This is a genomic window from Mesoterricola sediminis, from assembly GCF_030295425.1.
Classification (GTDB): domain Bacteria; phylum Acidobacteriota; class Holophagae; order Holophagales; family Holophagaceae; genus Mesoterricola; species Mesoterricola sediminis.
The window spans coordinates 2,908,496-2,926,527 of record NZ_AP027081.1 but is presented as its reverse complement, the minus strand read 5'-3'; the positions used below and the strand labels follow the sequence as shown (position 1 = coordinate 2,926,527).

General features: G+C 67.5%; 17 protein-coding genes. 2 read left to right on the top strand and 15 right to left on the bottom strand.

Going from position 1 to position 18,032, the window contains the following annotated elements; genetic code table 11:
* Positions 1–6 precede the first annotated feature (6 nt).
* The 10 genes from R2J75_RS12880 to R2J75_RS12835 all read right to left on the bottom strand — a co-directional run bounded on the left by R2J75_RS12880 (position 7) and on the right by R2J75_RS12835 (position 9,780).
* Positions 7–1,077: a branched-chain amino acid ABC transporter permease gene (locus R2J75_RS12880; RefSeq protein WP_243333063.1), complete on the bottom strand. Its 1,071-nt coding sequence runs from the start codon at positions 1,075–1,077 to the stop codon at positions 7–9.
* Positions 1,074–2,093 carry a branched-chain amino acid ABC transporter permease gene (locus R2J75_RS12875; RefSeq protein ID WP_243333060.1) on the bottom strand — a complete coding sequence of 340 codons (1,020 nt, stop codon included), beginning with the start codon at positions 2,091–2,093 and terminating at the stop codon, positions 1,074–1,076. The genes R2J75_RS12880 and R2J75_RS12875 overlap by 4 nt, the downstream gene beginning before the upstream one ends.
* Positions 2,094–2,107: 14 nt before the next feature.
* A complete protein-coding gene (locus R2J75_RS12870) occupies positions 2,108–2,845 on the bottom strand; it encodes an ABC transporter ATP-binding protein (protein WP_243333059.1) in 738 nt (245 codons plus the stop codon).
* A complete protein-coding gene (locus R2J75_RS12865) occupies positions 2,842–3,600 on the bottom strand; it encodes an ABC transporter ATP-binding protein (RefSeq protein WP_243346292.1) in 759 nt (252 codons plus the stop codon). The genes R2J75_RS12870 and R2J75_RS12865 overlap by 4 nt, the downstream gene beginning before the upstream one ends.
* A gap of 87 nt (positions 3,601–3,687) precedes the next feature.
* Positions 3,688–4,872: a substrate-binding domain-containing protein gene (locus tag R2J75_RS12860; protein WP_243333048.1), complete on the bottom strand. Its 1,185-nt coding sequence runs from the start codon at positions 4,870–4,872 to the stop codon at positions 3,688–3,690.
* 73 nt (positions 4,873–4,945) lie between these two features.
* Positions 4,946–6,259 (bottom strand): porin, encoded by a 1,314-nt coding sequence (locus R2J75_RS12855; protein ID WP_243333046.1) that lies wholly within the window; start codon positions 6,257–6,259, stop codon positions 4,946–4,948.
* 72 nt (positions 6,260–6,331) lie between these two features.
* Positions 6,332–7,126, bottom strand: a complete 795-nt coding sequence (locus R2J75_RS12850; RefSeq protein WP_316410322.1) for an SDR family NAD(P)-dependent oxidoreductase — start codon at positions 7,124–7,126, stop codon at positions 6,332–6,334.
* Between the two features lie 30 nt (positions 7,127–7,156).
* Positions 7,157–7,474: a hypothetical protein gene (locus R2J75_RS12845; RefSeq protein WP_243333042.1), complete on the bottom strand. Its 318-nt coding sequence runs from the start codon at positions 7,472–7,474 to the stop codon at positions 7,157–7,159.
* A 21-nt stretch (positions 7,475–7,495) separates the two neighbouring features.
* Positions 7,496–8,737 (bottom strand): thiolase C-terminal domain-containing protein, encoded by a 1,242-nt coding sequence (locus R2J75_RS12840; RefSeq protein WP_243333040.1) that lies wholly within the window; start codon positions 8,735–8,737, stop codon positions 7,496–7,498.
* A gap of 50 nt (positions 8,738–8,787) precedes the next feature.
* On the bottom strand, positions 8,788–9,780 hold the full coding sequence (locus R2J75_RS12835; protein WP_243333038.1) for a 3-oxoacyl-ACP synthase III family protein: 993 nt from the start codon (positions 9,778–9,780) through the stop codon (positions 8,788–8,790).
* Between the two features lie 286 nt (positions 9,781–10,066).
* Between R2J75_RS12835 and R2J75_RS12830 the strand changes: the two genes are divergently transcribed.
* Positions 10,067–10,861, top strand: a complete 795-nt coding sequence (locus R2J75_RS12830) for an alpha/beta fold hydrolase (RefSeq protein WP_243333036.1) — start codon at positions 10,067–10,069, stop codon at positions 10,859–10,861.
* A gap of 876 nt (positions 10,862–11,737) precedes the next feature.
* Here the strand turns inward: R2J75_RS12830 and R2J75_RS12825 are convergent.
* A complete protein-coding gene (locus tag R2J75_RS12825) occupies positions 11,738–13,048 on the bottom strand; it encodes an acetyl-CoA hydrolase/transferase family protein (RefSeq protein WP_243333034.1) in 1,311 nt (436 codons plus the stop codon).
* 12 nt (positions 13,049–13,060) lie between these two features.
* Positions 13,061–14,233 carry a TetR/AcrR family transcriptional regulator gene (locus R2J75_RS12820; protein WP_243333032.1) on the bottom strand — a complete coding sequence of 391 codons (1,173 nt, stop codon included), beginning with the start codon at positions 14,231–14,233 and terminating at the stop codon, positions 13,061–13,063.
* A 248-nt stretch (positions 14,234–14,481) separates the two neighbouring features.
* Here R2J75_RS12820 and R2J75_RS12815 point away from each other — a divergent pair, with 248 nt between their 5' ends.
* On the top strand, positions 14,482–15,498 hold the full coding sequence (locus R2J75_RS12815; RefSeq protein WP_243333030.1) for a 3-oxoacyl-ACP synthase: 1,017 nt from the start codon (positions 14,482–14,484) through the stop codon (positions 15,496–15,498).
* 280 nt (positions 15,499–15,778) lie between these two features.
* Here the strand turns inward: R2J75_RS12815 and R2J75_RS12810 are convergent, their stop codons facing one another.
* The 3 genes from R2J75_RS12810 to R2J75_RS12800 all read right to left on the bottom strand — a co-directional run bounded on the left by R2J75_RS12810 (position 15,779) and on the right by R2J75_RS12800 (position 17,950).
* Positions 15,779–16,678: an alpha/beta fold hydrolase gene (locus tag R2J75_RS12810; RefSeq protein WP_243333029.1), complete on the bottom strand. Its 900-nt coding sequence runs from the start codon at positions 16,676–16,678 to the stop codon at positions 15,779–15,781.
* A 124-nt stretch (positions 16,679–16,802) separates the two neighbouring features.
* Positions 16,803–17,438 carry a TetR/AcrR family transcriptional regulator gene (locus R2J75_RS12805; protein ID WP_243333027.1) on the bottom strand — a complete coding sequence of 212 codons (636 nt, stop codon included), beginning with the start codon at positions 17,436–17,438 and terminating at the stop codon, positions 16,803–16,805.
* Between the two features lie 53 nt (positions 17,439–17,491).
* Positions 17,492–17,950, bottom strand: a complete 459-nt coding sequence (locus R2J75_RS12800; RefSeq protein WP_243333026.1) for a cache domain-containing protein — start codon at positions 17,948–17,950, stop codon at positions 17,492–17,494.
* Positions 17,951–18,032: the final 82 nt, after the last annotated feature.

Sequence of the window (18,032 nt, the reverse complement as noted above, 5' to 3'; positions counted from 1 at the left end):
CCAGGCTCAGGCCTTGCGCAGGCGCATGCGCAGCTTGCCGACGATCCCCAGGGGGAACTTGTAGATGCCCACCACGAAAAGGATGCCGAGCCAGAGCAGCCACCGGTCGGGGTTGACCAGGTCCTTGACCACGGGGATCTTGGCGAAGGCCGTGCCGCCCAGCTTCAGGAGGTCCTGGAGGTAGTTCTGGGCCACGATGAAGAGGGTGGTGCCCACCACGGCCCCGTACAGGGTGCCCATGCCCCCGATCACGACCATGAGCAGGATGTCGATCATGATCTCGAAGGAGAGGGAGGTGTCCGGACCGTTGTAGCGCAGCCAGAGGGCCAGCATGCACCCCGCGAGGGTCGCGAAGGCGGCGCTGAGGACGTTGGACCAGGTGCGGTAGACCACGGTCCGGTAGCCCAGGGCCTCGGCCCGGAAGGCGTTCTCGCGGATGGCCTGGAGGACGCGTCCGAAGGGGGAGTTTACGATGCGCAGCATGAGCAGGAAGAGCACGACGGCGCACGCGAACAGGAGGTAGTAGCTGATGAGCCTGCCGTCGAGGCTCACGCCCAGGAAGGGCTGCTCCCGGAGCTGGAAGGCCGGGCTGAGGAGCTCGGGCACCCGGAAGGTCAGGCCGTCCTCGCCGCCGGTGATCTCCGACATCTGGCTGGCCAGGGTCTGGAAGGCCGTCGCCACGGCGAGGGTGATCATGGCGAAGAACATGGCCTTGACCCGGAGGCTGAAGAGGCCGATCAGGAGCGACAGCACCACGGAGACCGCCAGGGCCGCGGCCACGCCGATGCCGATGGAGCCCCAGGTGGCCGGCAGGTGGTTGAGGGCGATCGCCACCCCGTAGGCCCCGAGGCCGAAGAACATGGTGTGGGCGAAGCTCATGATGCCCGTGTAGCCCAGCAGCAGGTCGAAGCTGGCCACGAGGACGACGAAGACGCAGATCTTGGCGGCCACGTTGAGGCTCTTGGCCCCGGGGAAGATGAAGGGCGTCAGGGCCAGGCCGAGGAGGACCAGCACCAGCACGGCGGCGAGGACGCGGGAACGGGGCAGGTCGCCCGAGAGGAGGTTCTTGAGGATCATTGCTTACCCACCGAATAGAGTCCCTGGGGCCGCCAGAGCAGGACGATGACCATCAGGAGGATGTTGGAGAAGAGCGCGACCTTGGGCGCCAGGAAGCCCACGTAGTTGGCCACCAGGCCCACCAGCATGGATCCCAGGAAGCAGCCGCCCACGGAGCCCATGCCGCCGATGATGATCACGATGAAGAGGAGCACGTTCACGGCCCCGCCCATCTCCGCGACCACCGACTGCTGGTAGAGGCCCCACATGACGCCGCCAAGGCCCGCCAGGGCCGACCCCGCGACGAAGACGCCGATGAAGAGGCGCCGGATCCGGTAGCCCATGCTCTCGACCATCTCCCGGTCGTGCACGCCGGCGCGGATGAGGAGGCCCAGCTTGGTGCGGGTCATGACCCACATCATGGCCGCGAACACCGCCAGGCCGATGAGCACCGCCACGAGGCGGTACTTCTCGATGGCGGCCTCGCCCAGGAGGATGGAACCCCGCATGCCGCCCGGGAGCAGCAGGGGGATCGCCTGGGGGCCCCAGAGGACCTTGATGAGCTCCTGGCCCACGATCATGCCGCCCATGGTGATCATGATCTGCTTGAGGGGCTGGCCGTACACCGGACGGATGATGACCCGCTCGAAGACGAGGCCCACGACGCTCGCCACGGCCATGGCCGCGAGCATGGCCGGGAACACCGCGGCCAGGTTGAGCATGAGGCGCTCGGAGTTGGACCAGTCCGCCATGGAGCCGATGAGGGTGGTGGCCATGAAGGCGCCGAGGCTGATGAAGACGCCGTGCCCGAAATTGAGCACGTCCATGAGGCCGAAGACGAGGGTGAGGCCGGAAGAGAGGATGAAGAGGATCATGCCCATGGCCAGGCCGGCGAAGGTGAGCGTGAGCCAGGTGGAGAAGCTGATGAAGGGCAGCGCGAAGAGCGCGATGGCCGGGATCAGGATGAGCGGCACCAGGTCCTTCCGGACCTTCGGCAGCGCGTCCAGGCCCGGGGCCGGGGTGGTCGAAGCGGTCATCGAACGGTCCTCCGTCATTGGTGGGACGCCAGGGACAGGCCCAGGAGCCGGGTCTGGAGGGCCTCGTCCTCCGCGAGCTCGGCCATGGGGCCCGCATGGACGATGCGTCCGTCGTCCATCACCGCCACCTGGTCGCCCAGCTGGCGTGCGAAATTGAAATTCTGTTCCACGAGCAGGATCGTGGTGTCGGCGGCCTTCAGTTCGCGGAAGGCCTCGATCATGTTCAGGATGATGGCGGGGGCCAGGCCCTTGCTGGGCTCGTCCACGAGGAGGAGCTTCCGGGGCTCCACCACGGCGCGGGCGACGGCCAGCATCTGCTTCTGGCCGCCGCTGAGGAGACCGGCCGGGTGCTGCCAGAACCGCTTCATGGCCGGGAAGAGCCCGAAGACCCACTCCAGGCGGCGGACGTCGATCTGGTCCTCGCGCTTGGCGGCCCGGGCCGCCAGGAGCATGTTCTCCCGGACGGTGAGGTCGGGGAAGATGCCCATGTTCTCGGGCACGTACGCCAGGCCCTGGCGCGCGACGTCCGGCGTGGGCTGGCCCTGGATCTCCCGGCCCTCCAGGCGGATGGTGCCGCTGGAGGCCTTCCAGAGGCCCATGATGGTGCGGAGGGTGGTGGTCTTCCCGGCGCCGTTGCGGCCGAGGAGGACGGTGAGCTCCCCGTGGGCGACCTGGAGGTCGACCCCGTGGAGGATGTGGTAGGCCCCGATGTGCGTGTGGACGCCCTCGAGCTGGAGGAGGGGTTCGCTCATTTCTTCACCTCGACGCCCAGATAGGCCTCCTGCACGATGGGGGAGGCGATGACCTCCGCGGGCTCGCCGTCGGCCACCAGGGACCCGTTGTGCAGCACGATGATCCGGTCGCTCAGCTCCCGGACGACGTCCATCTTGTGCTCCACGAGGAGGATCGTCTTGTCCTTGCGGCACTTGAGTCCGCGGATCAGCTCCAGGATGACCGGCACCTCGTCCACGCTCATGCCCGCGGTGGGCTCGTCGAACATGAAGACGTCGGGCTCCAGGGCCATGAGGATGCCCACCTCGAGCTTCCGCTGGTCCCCGTGGGGGAGCGCGGCGGCGGGGATGTCCCGCTTGGAGGCGAGGGCCACGGCCTCGAGCACCTCCTCGGCGCGGGCGATCAGGTCCTTGTGCGAGCTCCAGACGCTCCACATGTTCAGCCCGACGTGGGCCCGGCTCTGCACCGCCAGCCGCACGTTCTCGAGGACCGTGAGGTAGGGGAAGAGGTTTGTCAGCTGGAAGGCGCGGCCGATGCCCTTCCGGCTCCGGGCGGGGGCCGAGGCATGGCTGATGTCCCTTCCGTGGAGGAGCACGCGGCCCGAGGTGGCCGGGAGCTGGCCGGAAATGAGGTTGAAGTAGGTGGTCTTGCCTGCTCCGTTGGGGCCCACGATGGCGGTGAGGGTCCCGGGCTGGAAGCCGCAGGACACGGCATTGACCGCCACGTGGCCGCCGAAGCGGATGGTCAGGTCTTGGGTCTCGAGGGCGAAGGTCATCGAAGCTCGCGAAGTCTTGGGGCGGCGCGCCGGCAGGGACGGGCCGCGCGCCCGAAAACCGGGCGCGCGGCCGGGAATGTCCCAACTTTAGCGCTTGTTGGTGATGGGAACGGGCATTTCCTCGGGCTTGATCTCGCGCACGAGCTCGGGAATGGCCCAGTCGACCTTGGGATCGACCTTGATCCTGAAGTGGAACATGGACTGCATGGCCTGGTGGTCCTCCTTGCGGAACCACATCCTGCCCTTCGGGGTGTCGAAGGACATGCCTTCCATGGTGCGAATGAGGTCCTCGGTCTTGGCGCTGCCGTTGGTCTTGGTCAGGGCCTCGACGATGGCCATGCCCGCGGCCATGCCGCCGGCGGTGAAGAAATCGGGAGGCATGTTGTTGAACCGCTTCTTGTGCTGCTCGACGAGCCACTTGTTGGCGGCGTTCTTGGGGATCTCATAGTAGTAGTAGCAGGAGCCCTCCATGCGGGGGAAGGCCTTGTAGGCCGCCAGCGCGGGCAGGATGTTGCCGCCCGTGGAGATCTCGATGCCGTAGCGCTCGGGCTTGAGGTCGGCGATCTTGAAGGGATTCCCCGCCCCGGCCCAGTTGATGAAGATGACCTTGCGGCCCTTCTTGTCCTTCAGCTTGTCGAAGATCCGCTGGGCGCCGGCGGTGAAGTCCGTCGTGCTGGCCGGGAGGTACTCCTCGTGGACGATGGTCGCCTTCTTGATGGCGCCCTTGAAGGCCTTCACGAAGTCCTTGCCGAAGGCGTAGTCCTGGGCGAGGGTCGCGATGTAGACGCCCTTCTGGTCCAGGGCGACGGCGTTGGAGATGGCGTCCTGGCTGGAGTTGCGGCCGGTCCGGAAGATGTAGCGGTTCCACTTGTCGCCGGTGATGGAGTCGGCGACGGCGGGCTCCACGATCAGGACCTTCTTGTATTCCTCGGCCACGGGCAGCATCGCCAGGGCGACGCCGGACGAGGTGGGGCCGACGGCCAGGTCGGCCTTGTCGTCGGCGAAGGCCGAGGCCAGCTGGGCCTTGCCCACGTCGGGCTTGCCCTGGCTGTCCTTCTCGATGACCACCAGCTTGCGGCCCTTGACCTGCATGGTGCCCTTGGTGGCGTATTCCAGGCCCATCAGCAGGCCGGCCTGGGTCTGCTTCGCGTAGGCCTCCAGCACGCCGGTCTTGTCGTAGACGTGCGCGATCTTGATGTCCTGGGCCATGGCGGCGGCGCCGAAGGCGACGACGAGCCCGAGGCCGGTCATGATCCTGCGGGTGATGCTCATGCATCCTCCTGTTTTTCTTTGATGGTGGAACAGAAGTGGGGCGCCCGGCAACCGGGCGCCCCGTCTGTCGCGATCAGAACCAGTAGTTCAGGTTGACGCCGAACTGGGTGAACGTCTCGCCCTTCATGACCGTGGACCCGCCGAAGGAGTAGCCCGCGAGGAAGGGGGCGTAGTAGCCGTTGGCGGCGTTCTTCAGCTGGGTGACCCAGACGCCCACGAAGGCGCGCTTGGTGAGGGCGTAGTCGTAGCCGTAGTTGATCTGGGTGGCGCCGCTGTCCTTGTACGAGGTGGTGTCGCCGGCCTTGCTGTAGGTCACGTAGACGCCGTGGTCGCCCCACAGGTAGGAGACCGGCACGGAGTAGGCGGTGCGCTTGGCGTCGTCCAGGGGGGTCCCGGTGGCGGAGCGGATGCCGTTGACGCAGGTGGTGTCGTCATAGACGACGCCGAACTTCAGGCCCTTCATGGGGACGTAGGAGATGCCGGCGCGCCAGGCCTTGAGCTCGCTGTTGATGGCGGTGGTGGCCACGCCGTTGAAGCGCTGGTCCATCCAGGACAGCAGGGCGGAGAAGCCGTAGCCGTTGTACCGGGCCCGGAAGTAGGTGGTGCTGCCCTGGGCGTACGAGGAGTTGTTGGCGGAGGCGGCGCCCGTGGGGACCACTTCGTTCTCGGAACCGGCGGCGTTCTTGGACCAGGCGATGGCGAAGTCGAGGAGGTCCTTGCCGGTGGGCTTGAAGATGGGCGACTCGTAGCGGATGGTGTTGCGGCTGCGGGTGTTGCCCAGGTGGTTCTTGGCGAAGTCGGGAATGTAGGTGCCGTTGTAGATCATGCCCGTGTTGTAGGTGGACAGGATGTTGAACGTGGCCAGGCCGTTGGCGTCCCAGATGCGCTGGCCTTCGCCGGGGGCCTCGAGGATGGGGGCCAGGTAGCCGACGGAGATGCCGTCGGTGTAGTAGAGGGTGGACTTGCCGACCTTGATGCTGCCGTAGGGGGAGACGATGCCGCCGTAGGTGTCGCCGTCGGCCCAGCCGCTGGCGTTGGCCACGGGCACCGTGGCGCCCAGGCCGCCGGTGGCGTTGTCGCCGGGGCGGGTGTCGGCGGTGAACCGGCTCTCGCAGCTGAACACCACGGCCCAGCCGTCGGCGATCTTGGAGGTGCTGGTGATGATCAGGCGGGACGTGTTGTCGTCCACGTGGGTCTCGGAGGGGATGTTGTTCCGGTTCGCCCACTGGGCGGCAGAGCTGTTGCCCTGGCTGATGGCGGAGTTCTTCACGCCCACCGCGAGCAGGCCGCTGACGGTGACGTTGGTGAAGGAACCCACCTGGAACGGCGTCTGGGCCGAAACGGTGAGCGCGGAAGCTGCGGCGACGAGCACGTATTGCAGTTTCATTGTGGCTCCTTGGGGGTTTGGGGGTGGGAGGGGCGGGACGGCGCCCGCGGCCCGGAGAGGGTTGGGGGTGGACTACTTGGCGATGCCCTTGGGGTAGCAGAGGCCGCCGGTGATTTCGAGCGTGGTCGCGTTGACGGCCTCGTTCCGGATGGCGAAGGCGATGCAGTCGGCGATCTCCTCGGGGGCCACGAGGCGGCCGAGGTGGACATCCTCCAGGATGGCCTTGAGGGCGTCCTGGTTCATGCCGGTCAGCATGGGGGTGGCGGTGTAGCCGGGGGCGATGGCGACGCAGCGGACGTTGCGGATGCCCCTCATGTGGAACTCGCCCACGATGATCTTGGGCATCAGGGCGTCGGCCACCTTGGCGGAGGAGTAGTTGAGCTGCCCGACCTGCCCCGCCTTGTTCACCGAGGAGATGGGCACGAGGATGCCCTCCCAGCCGCCGTTGACCATGGCCTCGGCGCAGTCGCGGAGGCAGAGGAAGGTGCCGGTCAGGTTGGTGTCGATGACGGCTTGCCACTTGGCCAGGTCCAGCTTCCGGGCGACCTTGCCGGTCTCCTTGTCGGGGGTCAGCATGAGGCCGTCGCGGATGATGCCGGCGCAGGAGACGGCGATGTTGAGCTGGCCGAAGGCCTCGATGGCGCCCTTGACGTAGCGGGCGGTGTCGGCCTCGGAGGTCACGTTGGCCTGGATGCCGATGGCCTCGGCCCCCATCTCCTTGAGCTCCTTGACGACGCGGTCGATGTTCTTCTGGACCATGTCGACGATGGCGATGCGGGCGCCTTCCTTGGCCAGGAACTTGGCCACCGCCTCGCCGATGCCGTTGCCGCCGCCGGTCACGATGGCCACTTTGCCTTTGATTTCCATGGGTCTACCTCTCGATTCGGGGGTGTCGGGCTAGAGCTGCCGGGGGCAGCGGACGGAGTCCTTGTTCCAGTAGATGAAGTTCGGATGGGTGACGTCGGGGCCCACGATGCGGAGGTCGCCGATCGTGTTGGGGTGCGAGACGTCGGGCCCGACGCACTTGATGCCCACGGGGAAGACCGTGCGCACCAGGGCCTGGGCCCGCTCGAGGGCTTCCGCCTCACCGGCGCCGGGGAAGAGCCCCGCGGCCGCGTAGGCCCCGGCCGCGCCCTCCCGGGTGCAGACCAGGTCCCACTTGCCGTCCCTGGCCTCGAGGCTGAAGGTCATGTCGTTGTAGGTGAAGGGGGTCATGGCAGTCCTTTCCGGCCGGGCCTAGAGCTTCTTCAGGACCGTGACGCAGTTGGTGACCGCGGAGCCGCCCACGTTGAAGGCCACGCCGATGTTCGCATTGCGGGCCTTGGCGCCGATGGGCTCGCCGATGAGCTGCTTGTAGATCAGGGCGTGCATGGAGGCCCCGGTGGCGCCCACGGGGTGTCCCTTGGACTTGAGGCCGCCCGAGAGGTTCACGCAGACCTTGTCTTCGCGCGTGAAACGGCCTTCCAGGTAGTCGTAGCCGGCGCGGCCGTCCTGGGAGAGCCCCAGGGCCTCGGTGGACAGGATCTGGTTGATGGTGAAGCAGTCGTGGACTTCGGCGATGTCGATGTCGGCGGCGGTGATCCCGGCCTCCTTGTAGGCCTTGGCGACGGCGTCCTTGCCGGCCATGAGGTCGTACATGTTGGGGCGGACGTTCTCGGGGAGGCGCTCCACGGAGTGGCCGATGCCGGCGATCTCCACGGCCCGGGTCCGGTCGGCCACGTTGGCGGTGCCCGTGATCACCAGGGCGGCGGCGCCGTCGGTGACCAGGCTGCAGTCGTGGAGGCGGAGCGGGGCGGCGATCATCATGTTCTTGCACTTGCCCTTGGCGTCGACCTCGCACAGCGCCGCGATCTCGTCGACGGTGGAGGGGCCGTTCTTCACGTGGGCCAGCGGGTTGTCGGCGCCGTTGCGGTAGCAGAGTGCCCCGGCGGTCCAGAGCATGCGCTCGAACTCCTGCATGGGGATCCCGTAGTGCTGCTGGTAGCCCTTGGCGTATTCCGCGAAAAGCATGGGGAAGGACCAGCCGCGGGAGCCCTCCGAGGGCCAGTGGGAGCAGCAGGCCAGGACGTGCGTCATCTGGGGGGTCGGCAGGAGGTTCATCTTCTCGACGCCGATCACGAGGACGTTGCGGGCCCGGCCGGCCTCGACGGCGTAGACGGCGTCGTAGAGGGCCACGGAGCTGGAGGCGCAGGCGCACTCGCAGCGGGTCATGGGCTTGAAGCGGAGGGCGGGGTCGATCTCCGCGGCGAGGGGGGCCACGTGCTCCTGGTTGATGAAGGAGCCCGGGGAGCAGGAACCCACGTAGATGGCGTCGATGTCCTTGGCCTCCAGGCCCGCGTCCCGGATGGCGCCGCGGCCGGCCTCGACCAGGAGATCGTAGTAGGTCCTGGTGTCGGTCATGAGGCCGGTGGCCTTGTCCTTCTTGACGAAGGCGCCGAATTCCGTGTTGTAGGCGCCGATGATGCTGGCTTTGCTCATGTTCTGTTTCCTCCGGTGGGGGTGGGGGAAGATGGGGGTGGAAGGGGGATTCAGGGCATGAAGAACGCGCAGGCGGCCTGGTTGTAGCCCACGCCGGAGCCGACCAGGACGACGCGGTCCCCGGACCGGATCTTCTGCTTCTCGATCGCGTCGTGGAGGGCCATGGGGATGCACGCCGAGCCGGTGTAGCCCCAGTCCTCCATGATGGTGTGGGTCTTCTCCATGGGCAGGCCGAGGTCCTTCATCACCAGCTCGATGGAGGCCTTGCGGACCTGGGTGAAGATGATGAAATCGATCTCCTCCAGGCTGAAGCCGCAGCTGGCGGCCAGCTTGCGGGTGAGCCGGGGCCAGCCCGCGTGGTTGATCTCGGGGGGGTAGCGCTCGAGCATCTTGACGGTGGTGCGGCCCGCCTGGACGGATTCCACGCTGGCCGGCTCGAAGGTGGCGCCCGAGTAGATGCCCCAGTGATGGTGGTAGGCGCCGCCGGCCTGGGCGGCCCCGCCGATGAAGCCCGGCTTGTCGTCGGCCACCAGGACCGCCGCGCCGGCGCCGTCGCCGTAGAAGAAGCCGGTGGGCTCCAGGTCGGCGGTGAGCTTGCTCATCATGTAGACGCCCACGACGAGGACCGTCTTGATGGCGGGGTTCGTGGCGATCCAGCCGGCGGCCGTGGCATAGGCCGTGGGGAAGGAGGCGCAGGCGCAGCCGATGTCGAAGGTCCCGGCGTTGACGGCGCCCAGCTTGTGCTGGAGGACGACGGACGTGGCGGGGGTGATGTAGTCGGGTGAATCAGTTCCCAGAATGATGAGATCCACATCCTCTGGCCGGAGGCCGGCCTTGGCCAGGGCCTGCTGGGCGGCGGGCAGGGCGATGTCCGAAGCCGCCCATTCGCGGGGGGCCAGCCAGCGGCAGGTGATGCCCGAACTGGCCTCCATCTTGTCCACGAACTCGGGGAGGTGGGCGAACTTCACCCGGAGATCGTCGTTGGTGACCTTGATCTCAGGCAGATAGCAGCCGGTTGAGAGAAGTTTGGCGTAGCGTTGCATGGGTGCTCCGAAGGGTTTTCGGCGCGCTGCCACAAGGTCTGGGGCCTCTGGACGCGCCTCGGGAAAGGACCTGGGAGGGGATTTCGAAAAACGAACAGTTGGTTTGCTTTAGACTGGAATTTGACCATGCCCCCCCCGAACTGTGTCAAGCAGAAAAATGAGGAACGATTCAGTATTTTTACATGCTGAAATCACGGTAGTTACAGTTGTGATTTCAGTCTCACCCACCCCGTTTCCAGCCCCGTCCGGGGCCTGCGTTCCACCTCAATCCATCCTGGGAGTTGCCATGCCCACCCTGCGCGTGAACGGCGTGAACCTCTACTACGAATGCCACGGCCCCGAGGACGGGGAACCGCTGGTGCTCAACAACGGTGTTTTCATGAATACCGCCTCCTGGGCCTGCCAGCTCCCGGCGCTCGCTCGCCGGTACCGCGTGCTGACCTACGACATGCGCGGCCAGGGCCAGAGCGAACATCCGGAAGGCCCCTACTCCCTGGAACAGCACGGCGAGGACCTGGACGCCCTCCTGACCGCGCTGGCCTTCGGGCCGGCCCACATGGTGGGGACCTCGTACGGCGGCGAACTGAACCTCGTCATGGGCATCCGTTACCCGCACCACTGCAAGTCGCTCTGCATCATCGCGTCCGTGAGCCACAGCGATCCGCTGCTGGCCGCGATGATCGAGCGCTGGGGCATCGCGGCGCGGCTCGGGGACGGGCCCGCCTTCTTCCGGCTCATCTACGCCGACACCTACTCCGAAGGGTTCCTGCAGCAGCGCCCCGAGCTCATCCCCATGGCCGAGGAGCGCTACGCGAGCCTCGACCTGCGGGCCGCCGATCTCCTCATCGACAGCTTCAGCCGCTTCAACGTGACCGCCGACCTGGGGAAGATCGCCCTGCCCACCTGCATCGTGAGCGCCGAGCTGGACATCCTCAAGCCCCGGAAATACGGCGAGCTCATGCACCAGGCCATCCCCGGCTCCGAGTTCCACGTCGTCCCCGGCGCCGGCCACGTGGTCGTCCTGGAGCGGGCCGCCGAGGTGAACACGATCATCCTCGGGTTCCTGGCGAAGCAGCGCTGACCCGGGGGTTTCGTCCGGGGGGTGGCAGATTGGAGGAGCGGAATCAGCTTGCCCATACGAGGTCTTTCGGCAACCTTCGCGAAAGGACGCGTGCCCGGCGTTCACGTTCTTCAGCCGAAGCTACCGAAACCTGGAATGGGGCGGAAACGGTCCCGCCGATCTGACCAGCCTGCACGCGCCAAGGCCGGGTGGGCCGATGGCGTCCCTGCCTTTGTCCAAGGCCTCCCCGTCCATCCCCGGCTGCTGAAATGGCAGGGATGGGACGGTGCACTCGGATTCCTGATGCGCCGCCCCATCCCAGCTTTTTTGCCGGGGATGGAGGAAATGCGCGGAAATGCCCCTGTTTCCCCGCCCTGAACTGGACCCGGCGGGACCTGGGTTTCTGGTGGCCACCCCTCGCAGCTTCCGCCCAGGAGCCTGGATCATCCGAGGGGAGCGGCCGCTGGATTTCCATCGGGGACAGGGCCCCCTGGGGGCCCCATGCCGGGCCTTGGGACTCCCGCAGGTGCTGCTCCCCTTGCCCCCAGCCCCATCCCCGTTGATCCCAGCCATCGGCGTTCATCCCTGTTGCGCAGGGCCAGTGACGGCATGGGTCGGCGCGCCCATGACCCGCATGCGCCGACCCCTCCGTGCCTCGGCCCTGCGTAACAGGGATGAACGCCGATGGTTGGGATGGAGGAGATGAAGCCGGTCATCACCGGCGGAAAGCGCTGGTTTTGGCACCACTTCTAAATCTGGATCCGGCATCTTGGGCTGAACCGCGAAGCTGACTCCGCGTGACTCGGCGTACGGGTTCCTTGCTTACCCTTGCCAGGACGAAGGATCGGAACAAGGAGGTGCCGGTGATTCGATATACCTGCACCAGCGGGCGCGGCCCTAGAGGTAGCCGAGCTTCTTGGCCTGCTCGGTCAGGTCGCCGCGGAAATCGGGATGGGCCACGGCGATGAGGGCCAGGGTGCGCTCGCGCACGGTGCGGCCCCTCAGGCGGGCCACACCGAACTCGGTGACGACATGGTCCACGTGGGAGCGGTGGAGGGTGACGGCGGAACCGGCCGGGAGGGTCGGGCAGATGGTGGAGACCGTGCCGCCCTTGGCGGTGGCGTAGCAGGCGATGATGCTCTTGCCGAGCCCGTCCGCGCCCGCCACGGCGCCCTGGGCGGTGTCGCTCTGGCCGCCGGTGCCCGAATACTGGTTGGGCCCGATGGATTCGCTGGCCACCTGGCCCGTGAAGTCCACGGAGATGCAGGTGTTGATGGAGACCATGCGGGAGTTCTGGGCCACCACCGCGGGGTCGTTGACCCAGCGGCCCCGCTGGAATTCCACGGAGACGTTGTCGTCGAGCCAGTCGTAGAGCTTGCGGGAGCCCATGGCGAACGTGGTGACGGACTTGCCCCGCTTGAGGGCCTTCCGTTCGTTGGTGATCACGCCCATTTCGTAGAGTTCCATCATGGAGTCCACGAACATCTCGGTGTGGACGCCCAGGTCCCGCTTGTCCTTGAGGGCGAGGGCGGCGGCGTTGGGAATGCCCCCGATGCCCAGCTGCAGGGTGGAGCCGTCCTCGACCAGCTCGGCGATGTGCCCGCCGATCAGGTGGTCCGTGGCGGAGGGCACGGGGGAGGGCAGGGCGGGCACCTCCTGGTCGTTCTCCACGAAGAAGTCCACCTGGGAGACGTGGATCTGGGTGTCGCCGAAGGTCCGGGGCAGGCGGGGATTCACCTCCAGCACCACGCACCGGGCGTGTTCGATGATGTCCTTCTCGTAGGTGATGCCCAGGGCGAGGGACACGAAGCCGTGCTTGTCGGGCGGGGTGCAGGTCCCGAAGAAGATGTCGGGACGCTTGGCGTGGATGCGGTCGGTGGCGGCCCGGTGGAGCATGTTGGGCACGTAGGTGACGAGGCCGGTGCCCCGCTTCAGGGACTCGCGGGAGCCCGGCGCGTGGAACCAGCTGGCCAGCTCGAAGTGGCCCTTCATCGCCGGGTCCATGTAGAACGTGTAGGGCTTCAGGGTGAGGCAGGAGAAGACGCGCACGTTCTCGACGCGGTCGGCGACGAGATGGAACTTCTCCATGCAGCCCTGGGGCTCGGAGGCGCACATGGCGACGATCACGTCGCTGTCCGTTCGGATGTTGGTGACGGCCTCCTCGGCCGCCACGAGCCTGCTTCGGTACAGGTCCTGGGGGGTGGGCATGGAAGGGCTCCTTCAGATGAGGTCGTCCGAGAATCCTCGGGAAAGGTAGGCTCCGATCGTCTCCACGAGGCTGCGCGCGCTGCCCAGGGAGTCGTCGAAGGCGGTCTGGATGCCGAAATAGTGGGCGAGGCCCATGAGGTACTGGATGGCGGTGTCCTCATCCACCTCGGGGGCCGCGAGGGTGGCGCGGTGCCGGTCCGCGCGCCGGTGGTAGCCCGCCCTGAAGCCGTCGTAGTACTCGGTCACGACGGCGGGCAGGACGAATTCCGCCTCGCGGACGATGTTGTAGCAGTTCCGGTCGATGGAGAGGTAGACGATCCAGAGCCAGAGCCCGCGGAGCTCCAGCTCCAGGGCGTTGAAGTCGTCGAGGCCCGTCTCGGCCAGGTTCTTCGAGATGAAGGCGCGGACGTCGTGGCTGACGAGGCGGATCAGCTCGGCGTAGAACGTCTCCTTGGACTCGAAATAGGTGTAGAAGGCGCCCACGGAAAGGTCCGCGCCCGCGGTGATCTCGTGGATGTTCGTCTCGAAGAAGCCCTTCTCCCCGAAGAGGCGGCGCCCGCTGCGCAGGAGGCGCTCCCGGGCGGTCTCCTCCAGGGGAACGGGAAGGGGCGTGGCGGTGCCGCCGAAGACCCGCGCCGGGTCGAAGCCCATGCGCCGGTAGAGGCCCCGGTTGAGGATGGCGCTGACGGAGGGGATGTCGACCTTCGCGCCCTGGAGGGCCTGGCCGACGGCGCAGAACCGGAGGCCGCCGAGGGCGAAGAGGTACTCCGCGAGGCCGACCTCCCGTCCCAGGGCCTCGCCGAGGCCGCGCTGGTAGATCGCGACGAGGCGCCGCTCGTAGTCATAGAACCGGTACTGCCCCTCGCGGAACACGGAGATGAGGTCCGGATGGTCCGCCGAGAACTGGATGATCGCGTCGGAGAAGGCGTGGAGCCGGTCCTCGGTCGAGGCCCCCTGGGCGCCCTCCACGGCCTCGCGGATCTGCTCCAGGACGCGGCCCAGGATGGCCTTGAAGAGGGTCTCCTTGCCGTCGTAGTAGCGGTAGAAGACGCCGTTGGACAATCCTGCCGCACGGCAGATCTCGGCCACCGACACGGTGCCGTACCATTTGCGCGCGAACAGGCTCACGGCCGCGGACACGAGGCGCTCCTCCGTCTTCGGATTTCCTCGGTTCTCCGTTGCCATGACTGGACTCCTTGGCCCACGGGCGCGGGCGGGGGGTGTGAGACCTGATTCGGTATTTGCAAAAGTGTAAAACCGGGGCCCAGAGCGGGCAAGGGATTCCTGGGCCGGGAGATCGCATAAATTTTAATTGCAGAAATCACAATATTAAACGCGTCAATCCTCGTTTTTTCCGCCGGATCGGCTTGACAGTCCGGCGCCGGAGGGGGTAGACAAAATGAGATCCGATTCACTTCTAACAGGGGGCGTTTATGCATGTGGGCATCATCGGCCACGGGACCTGGCTGCCTAACGGGCGCGTGACCGCCGCCGAGCTGGCGGCGGCCACGGGGGTCCCGGAGGCGGTCATCGCGGTCAAGTTCGGCGTCAAGGAGAAGCCGGTCGCCGGCCCCGGCGAGACGACCGCCTTCATGGGGCTCGCCGCCGCCCGGAAGGCCCTGGACCAGGCCGGGGTCGACCCCTCCAGCGTCGACCTGGTGATCTGGTGCGGCGCCCAGCACAAGGACTACCCCTGCTGGCTGGCGGGGCTCTACGTCGCGGACCAGCTCGGGGCGAAGAAGGCCTGGAGCTTCGACATGGAGGCCATGTGCGGCTCCATGATGGCCGCCCTGGACGTGGCCAAGAGCCTCATGCTCGCGCGCCAGGACCTGGACACCGTGCTCCTCGTCAGCGGCTACCGCAACAACGACCTCATCGACATCAGCGTGCCCGAGACCCGGTTCATGATGGACATCGGCTCCGGCGGCAGCGCCCTGGTGCTCAGGAAGAACGCCGGCCGCAACGCGGTGCTCGCCTCGGCCTTCCGCGGGGACGGCTCCCTCTCCGAGATGTGCGTGGTGCCAGCCCTGGGCTCCAAGGCCTGGCCCCCGGCGCCCGGCGACGAGGCCAGGGCCCATTTCGTGGTCCCCGACGAGGAGGCCTTCAAGGCCAAGCTCGGCGAAGTGACCATGCCCAACTTCTACGCGGTCATCCGCGAGTCCATGCGCCTCTCCGGTTTCGAGGGGGACGCCATCGACTACCTGGCCATCCTGCACTTCAAGCGCAGCGCCCATGACGCCGTGCTGGCCGAGCTCGGCCTGCGGCAGGACCAGACCACGTACCTCGACGACTACGGCCACGTGGGCCAGAACGACCAGGTGCTGAGCCTGGAGCTGGGCCTGCGCGACGGCAAGATCCAGGACGGCTCCCGCATCGTGTTCGTGGGCGCCGGACTCGGCTTCGTGTGGGCCTCCACGGTGATCCAGTGGGGCCCCTGGCAGGAAGCCTGACGAGAACCGCCGCCGGGACGGACGATGGCCCGAGGGGGGCCAAGGGCGATCCCGGCGGCGGCCACCCGGACCGCGCCCGAGGCAGGGGAACGCCAGGGCCGCGGCCTGGCCCGAAAGCCGGCCCCGGCCTCGGCGGCTCGGCGAGGGGCTTTCCGACAGGAGCTTCGGCGCGGATCCTCGTTGCGCCGACCGGCGCTTGAGCAAGCCCTCGCCGAGGTTGCCGAGGGCAAGCGGGAGGCCGGTTCGCCTCCAACCCCTGGGGAGGTCGTCCGAATGGCTGCTAGAGGGCCTGGCGGAAGGCCTCGAGGAAGCGGGCGGGGGATTCCTGGTGGGGGACGTGGCCGCAGCCTTCGATCCGGATGAGGCGGGCGCCGGGGAGGGCCTGCAGCATCCGGTCGGCGTAGGCCAGGTCCATCATCCGGTCGGACACGCCCCACACGAGGGTCACGGGGGTCTGGAAGGTGCGGAGCTTCGCCTCGTCCATGACCCAGGGCAGCATGGTGGCGGCGGTGGACGCGAACCGGGCCAGGGGGCTCGTGGGGGCGTCCCGCACCATCTCATCCAGGACGGCGTCGGGCACGGCGGGGCTGCCGGGATCCCGCAGGGCCGCGAAGGCTTCCCGGGCCTCCTCGCGGGTCCGGGGCAGGAGCCTGACGCTGCTGGTGCCGATGAGGGGGCCGCCGTTGATGGCGATGACGCGCTCGACCCAGTCGGGATGGCGGTCGGCGAGGACCATGGCCATCCAGGCCCCCAGGGAGTTGCCGGCGACCACGGCCTTCCGGCCCTTCAGCTCGGAGGCGAGGATGGCCTCCAGCCCGTGGTAGACGGCGGAGGTGTCGATGGGGCCTTCGGCGGGGGCGCTGTCCCCGTGCCCGGCCAGGTCGGGGAGGATCAGCGTGCGGCCTTCCAGGAGCTCCGGGGCCACCCGCGACCAGGTCCCGGCCTGGTCCCCGGCCCCGTGGAGCAGGACGAGGACGGGGCCCTCGCCGCCGACGAAGGCGCTCTGGGGGCCGGAGGGGGACGCCACCTGGATCTGCCGCAGGCCCTTGGAGACCAGGGACCGCCGGGCGGCACGGTTGTACAGCTTCAAGGGGTCTTTCATCACCTTGCGGCCGGCGGCGACGCCCACCGCGCAGACGGTCGCGGCCACGGCGGCGATCAGGATGGTCAGGGTGTTCATGGATTCCCCCCGGCGGCGGACCGGGAACGGAAGGGGCCCCGTCCGCGCCATGAAATAACGAGTGTTTGGTTTGTAGATTGGCGGGCGGGTTCCGGGGCGTCAAGTCCCGGCGTGGCCTGGGGCTTCACGGCCGGCGGGCGGCGTCCGCCAGCATGCCCTTGCGCAGGATCTCGGAGATCTCCGACACCGTTCGTTCCGTCCCCTGGCCGAACTGGTCCGGCACCCCGAAGAGGATTTCCACGGCGAAGTAGTGGAGGAAAACGCGGCTGGCCAGCATGAGGGCCGTGTTCGGCTGGATGCCGGGGGCCAGCTTGCCCTGGAGGGCGTCGTCCGGATAGCGGCGGTTGAGGAAGGCGTTGAAGCGGCTGGACATCTCCGCGTAGAACTTGCGGATGTGGGTGCCGTCGAACTCCACCACGTCGATATAGATGAGCGCGACGTAGGGCCGGAAGGTGCGGATGCTCTCCTCCGTGGCCCGGGCGAGGGCCTCCAGGTCGTCCGGGAAGGCTCCGGCGGCCAGGGCCTTGTTGAAGGGGAATTCAGGGCTTTCGATGGCCTCGAAGTATTGGCCCAGGAGCGTGGTGAAGAGGGTCTCCTTGTCGGGGAAGTGGTGATACACGTTCCCGGTGGAGAGGCCCGCCGCCTCGGCGATCTCGCGGATGCTCGTGCCCCGGTACCCCTGTTTGGAAAAAAGTCGAAGGGCCGCCTGGAGAATGGCGGCCTGGCTGCGTTCGGATTTCTCCCCCTGGGTGAGTTTCAAGGCAGGCTCCTGGTCCCAGGGTAGGTGGCCCTCCCGCCGGGGGTCAAGCTGGGCTACCGCCGGTAGACGCCGCAGCCGAATAAAAGTCCTTCATACCATTCGACATAGGAGGTCTTGGGGACCACCCGGCCGGTGACCGGATCCGGGTAGCGGTAGTCCACCCAGCCCCGCCCCTGGGTGCGGGCGACCCGGATCATCTCCTGGAGGTAGGCCTTCCCGTCCGAGTCCCGGAGGTCGATCCGGTTCTTCCCGACGAGGACGGCGGCGTTGAAGCCGATGGCCTTGCAGACCCCCTTCTCGTCGTAGACGAAGAGGTACATCTCCCCGCCGCTGCCCACGTTGAAGGTGCCGTTGGCCTCGTTGGTCTGGCGGAAGAGGGCCTCGAGCCCGTGGGTCCGGGCGTAGGCGATGGCCTTCCGCACGAGGGCCTGGGCCCGGGCGGGGGTGGCGGGCGGCTGGGCATATGCGACCAGACAAGCGAGCATGAGCGGGAACGGTACTGGGAGTCGCATGGATCGTGCCTCCAACAGTTAGCCGGTGACTCGGGCGGAAGGATGTCCCATGTTAGTCCGGCCCGCTGCCGTTGCAAGCCCG

Excerpts from the sequence above, each read along its gene's own strand:
- R2J75_RS12845 (WP_243333042.1), bottom strand. The coding sequence starts at position 7,474 with ATGACCCCCTTCACCTACAACGACATGACCTTCAGCCTCGAGGCCAGG.
- R2J75_RS12830 (WP_243333036.1), top strand. The coding sequence starts at position 10,067 with ATGCCCACCCTGCGCGTGAACGGCGTGAACCTCTACTACGAATGCCAC.
- R2J75_RS12835 (WP_243333038.1), bottom strand. The coding sequence starts at position 9,780 with ATGCAACGCTACGCCAAACTTCTCTCAACCGGCTGCTATCTGCCTGAG.
- R2J75_RS12875 (WP_243333060.1), bottom strand. The coding sequence starts at position 2,093 with ATGACCGCTTCGACCACCCCGGCCCCGGGCCTGGACGCGCTGCCGAAG.
- R2J75_RS12820 (WP_243333032.1), bottom strand. The coding sequence starts at position 14,233 with ATGGCAACGGAGAACCGAGGAAATCCGAAGACGGAGGAGCGCCTCGTG.
- R2J75_RS12860 (WP_243333048.1), bottom strand. The coding sequence starts at position 4,872 with ATGAGCATCACCCGCAGGATCATGACCGGCCTCGGGCTCGTCGTCGCC.
- R2J75_RS12800 (WP_243333026.1), bottom strand. The coding sequence starts at position 17,950 with ATGCGACTCCCAGTACCGTTCCCGCTCATGCTCGCTTGTCTGGTCGCA.
- R2J75_RS12855 (WP_243333046.1), bottom strand. The coding sequence starts at position 6,259 with ATGAAACTGCAATACGTGCTCGTCGCCGCAGCTTCCGCGCTCACCGTT.
- R2J75_RS12880 (WP_243333063.1), bottom strand. The coding sequence starts at position 1,077 with ATGATCCTCAAGAACCTCCTCTCGGGCGACCTGCCCCGTTCCCGCGTC.
- R2J75_RS12815 (WP_243333030.1), top strand. The coding sequence starts at position 14,482 with ATGCATGTGGGCATCATCGGCCACGGGACCTGGCTGCCTAACGGGCGC.
- R2J75_RS12825 (WP_243333034.1), bottom strand. The coding sequence starts at position 13,048 with ATGCCCACCCCCCAGGACCTGTACCGAAGCAGGCTCGTGGCGGCCGAG.
- R2J75_RS12850 (WP_316410322.1), bottom strand. The coding sequence starts at position 7,126 with ATGGAAATCAAAGGCAAAGTGGCCATCGTGACCGGCGGCGGCAACGGC.
- R2J75_RS12840 (WP_243333040.1), bottom strand. The coding sequence starts at position 8,737 with ATGAGCAAAGCCAGCATCATCGGCGCCTACAACACGGAATTCGGCGCC.
- R2J75_RS12865 (WP_243346292.1), bottom strand. The coding sequence starts at position 3,600 with ATGACCTTCGCCCTCGAGACCCAAGACCTGACCATCCGCTTCGGCGGC.
- R2J75_RS12870 (WP_243333059.1), bottom strand. The coding sequence starts at position 2,845 with ATGAGCGAACCCCTCCTCCAGCTCGAGGGCGTCCACACGCACATCGGG.
- R2J75_RS12810 (WP_243333029.1), bottom strand. The coding sequence starts at position 16,678 with ATGAACACCCTGACCATCCTGATCGCCGCCGTGGCCGCGACCGTCTGC.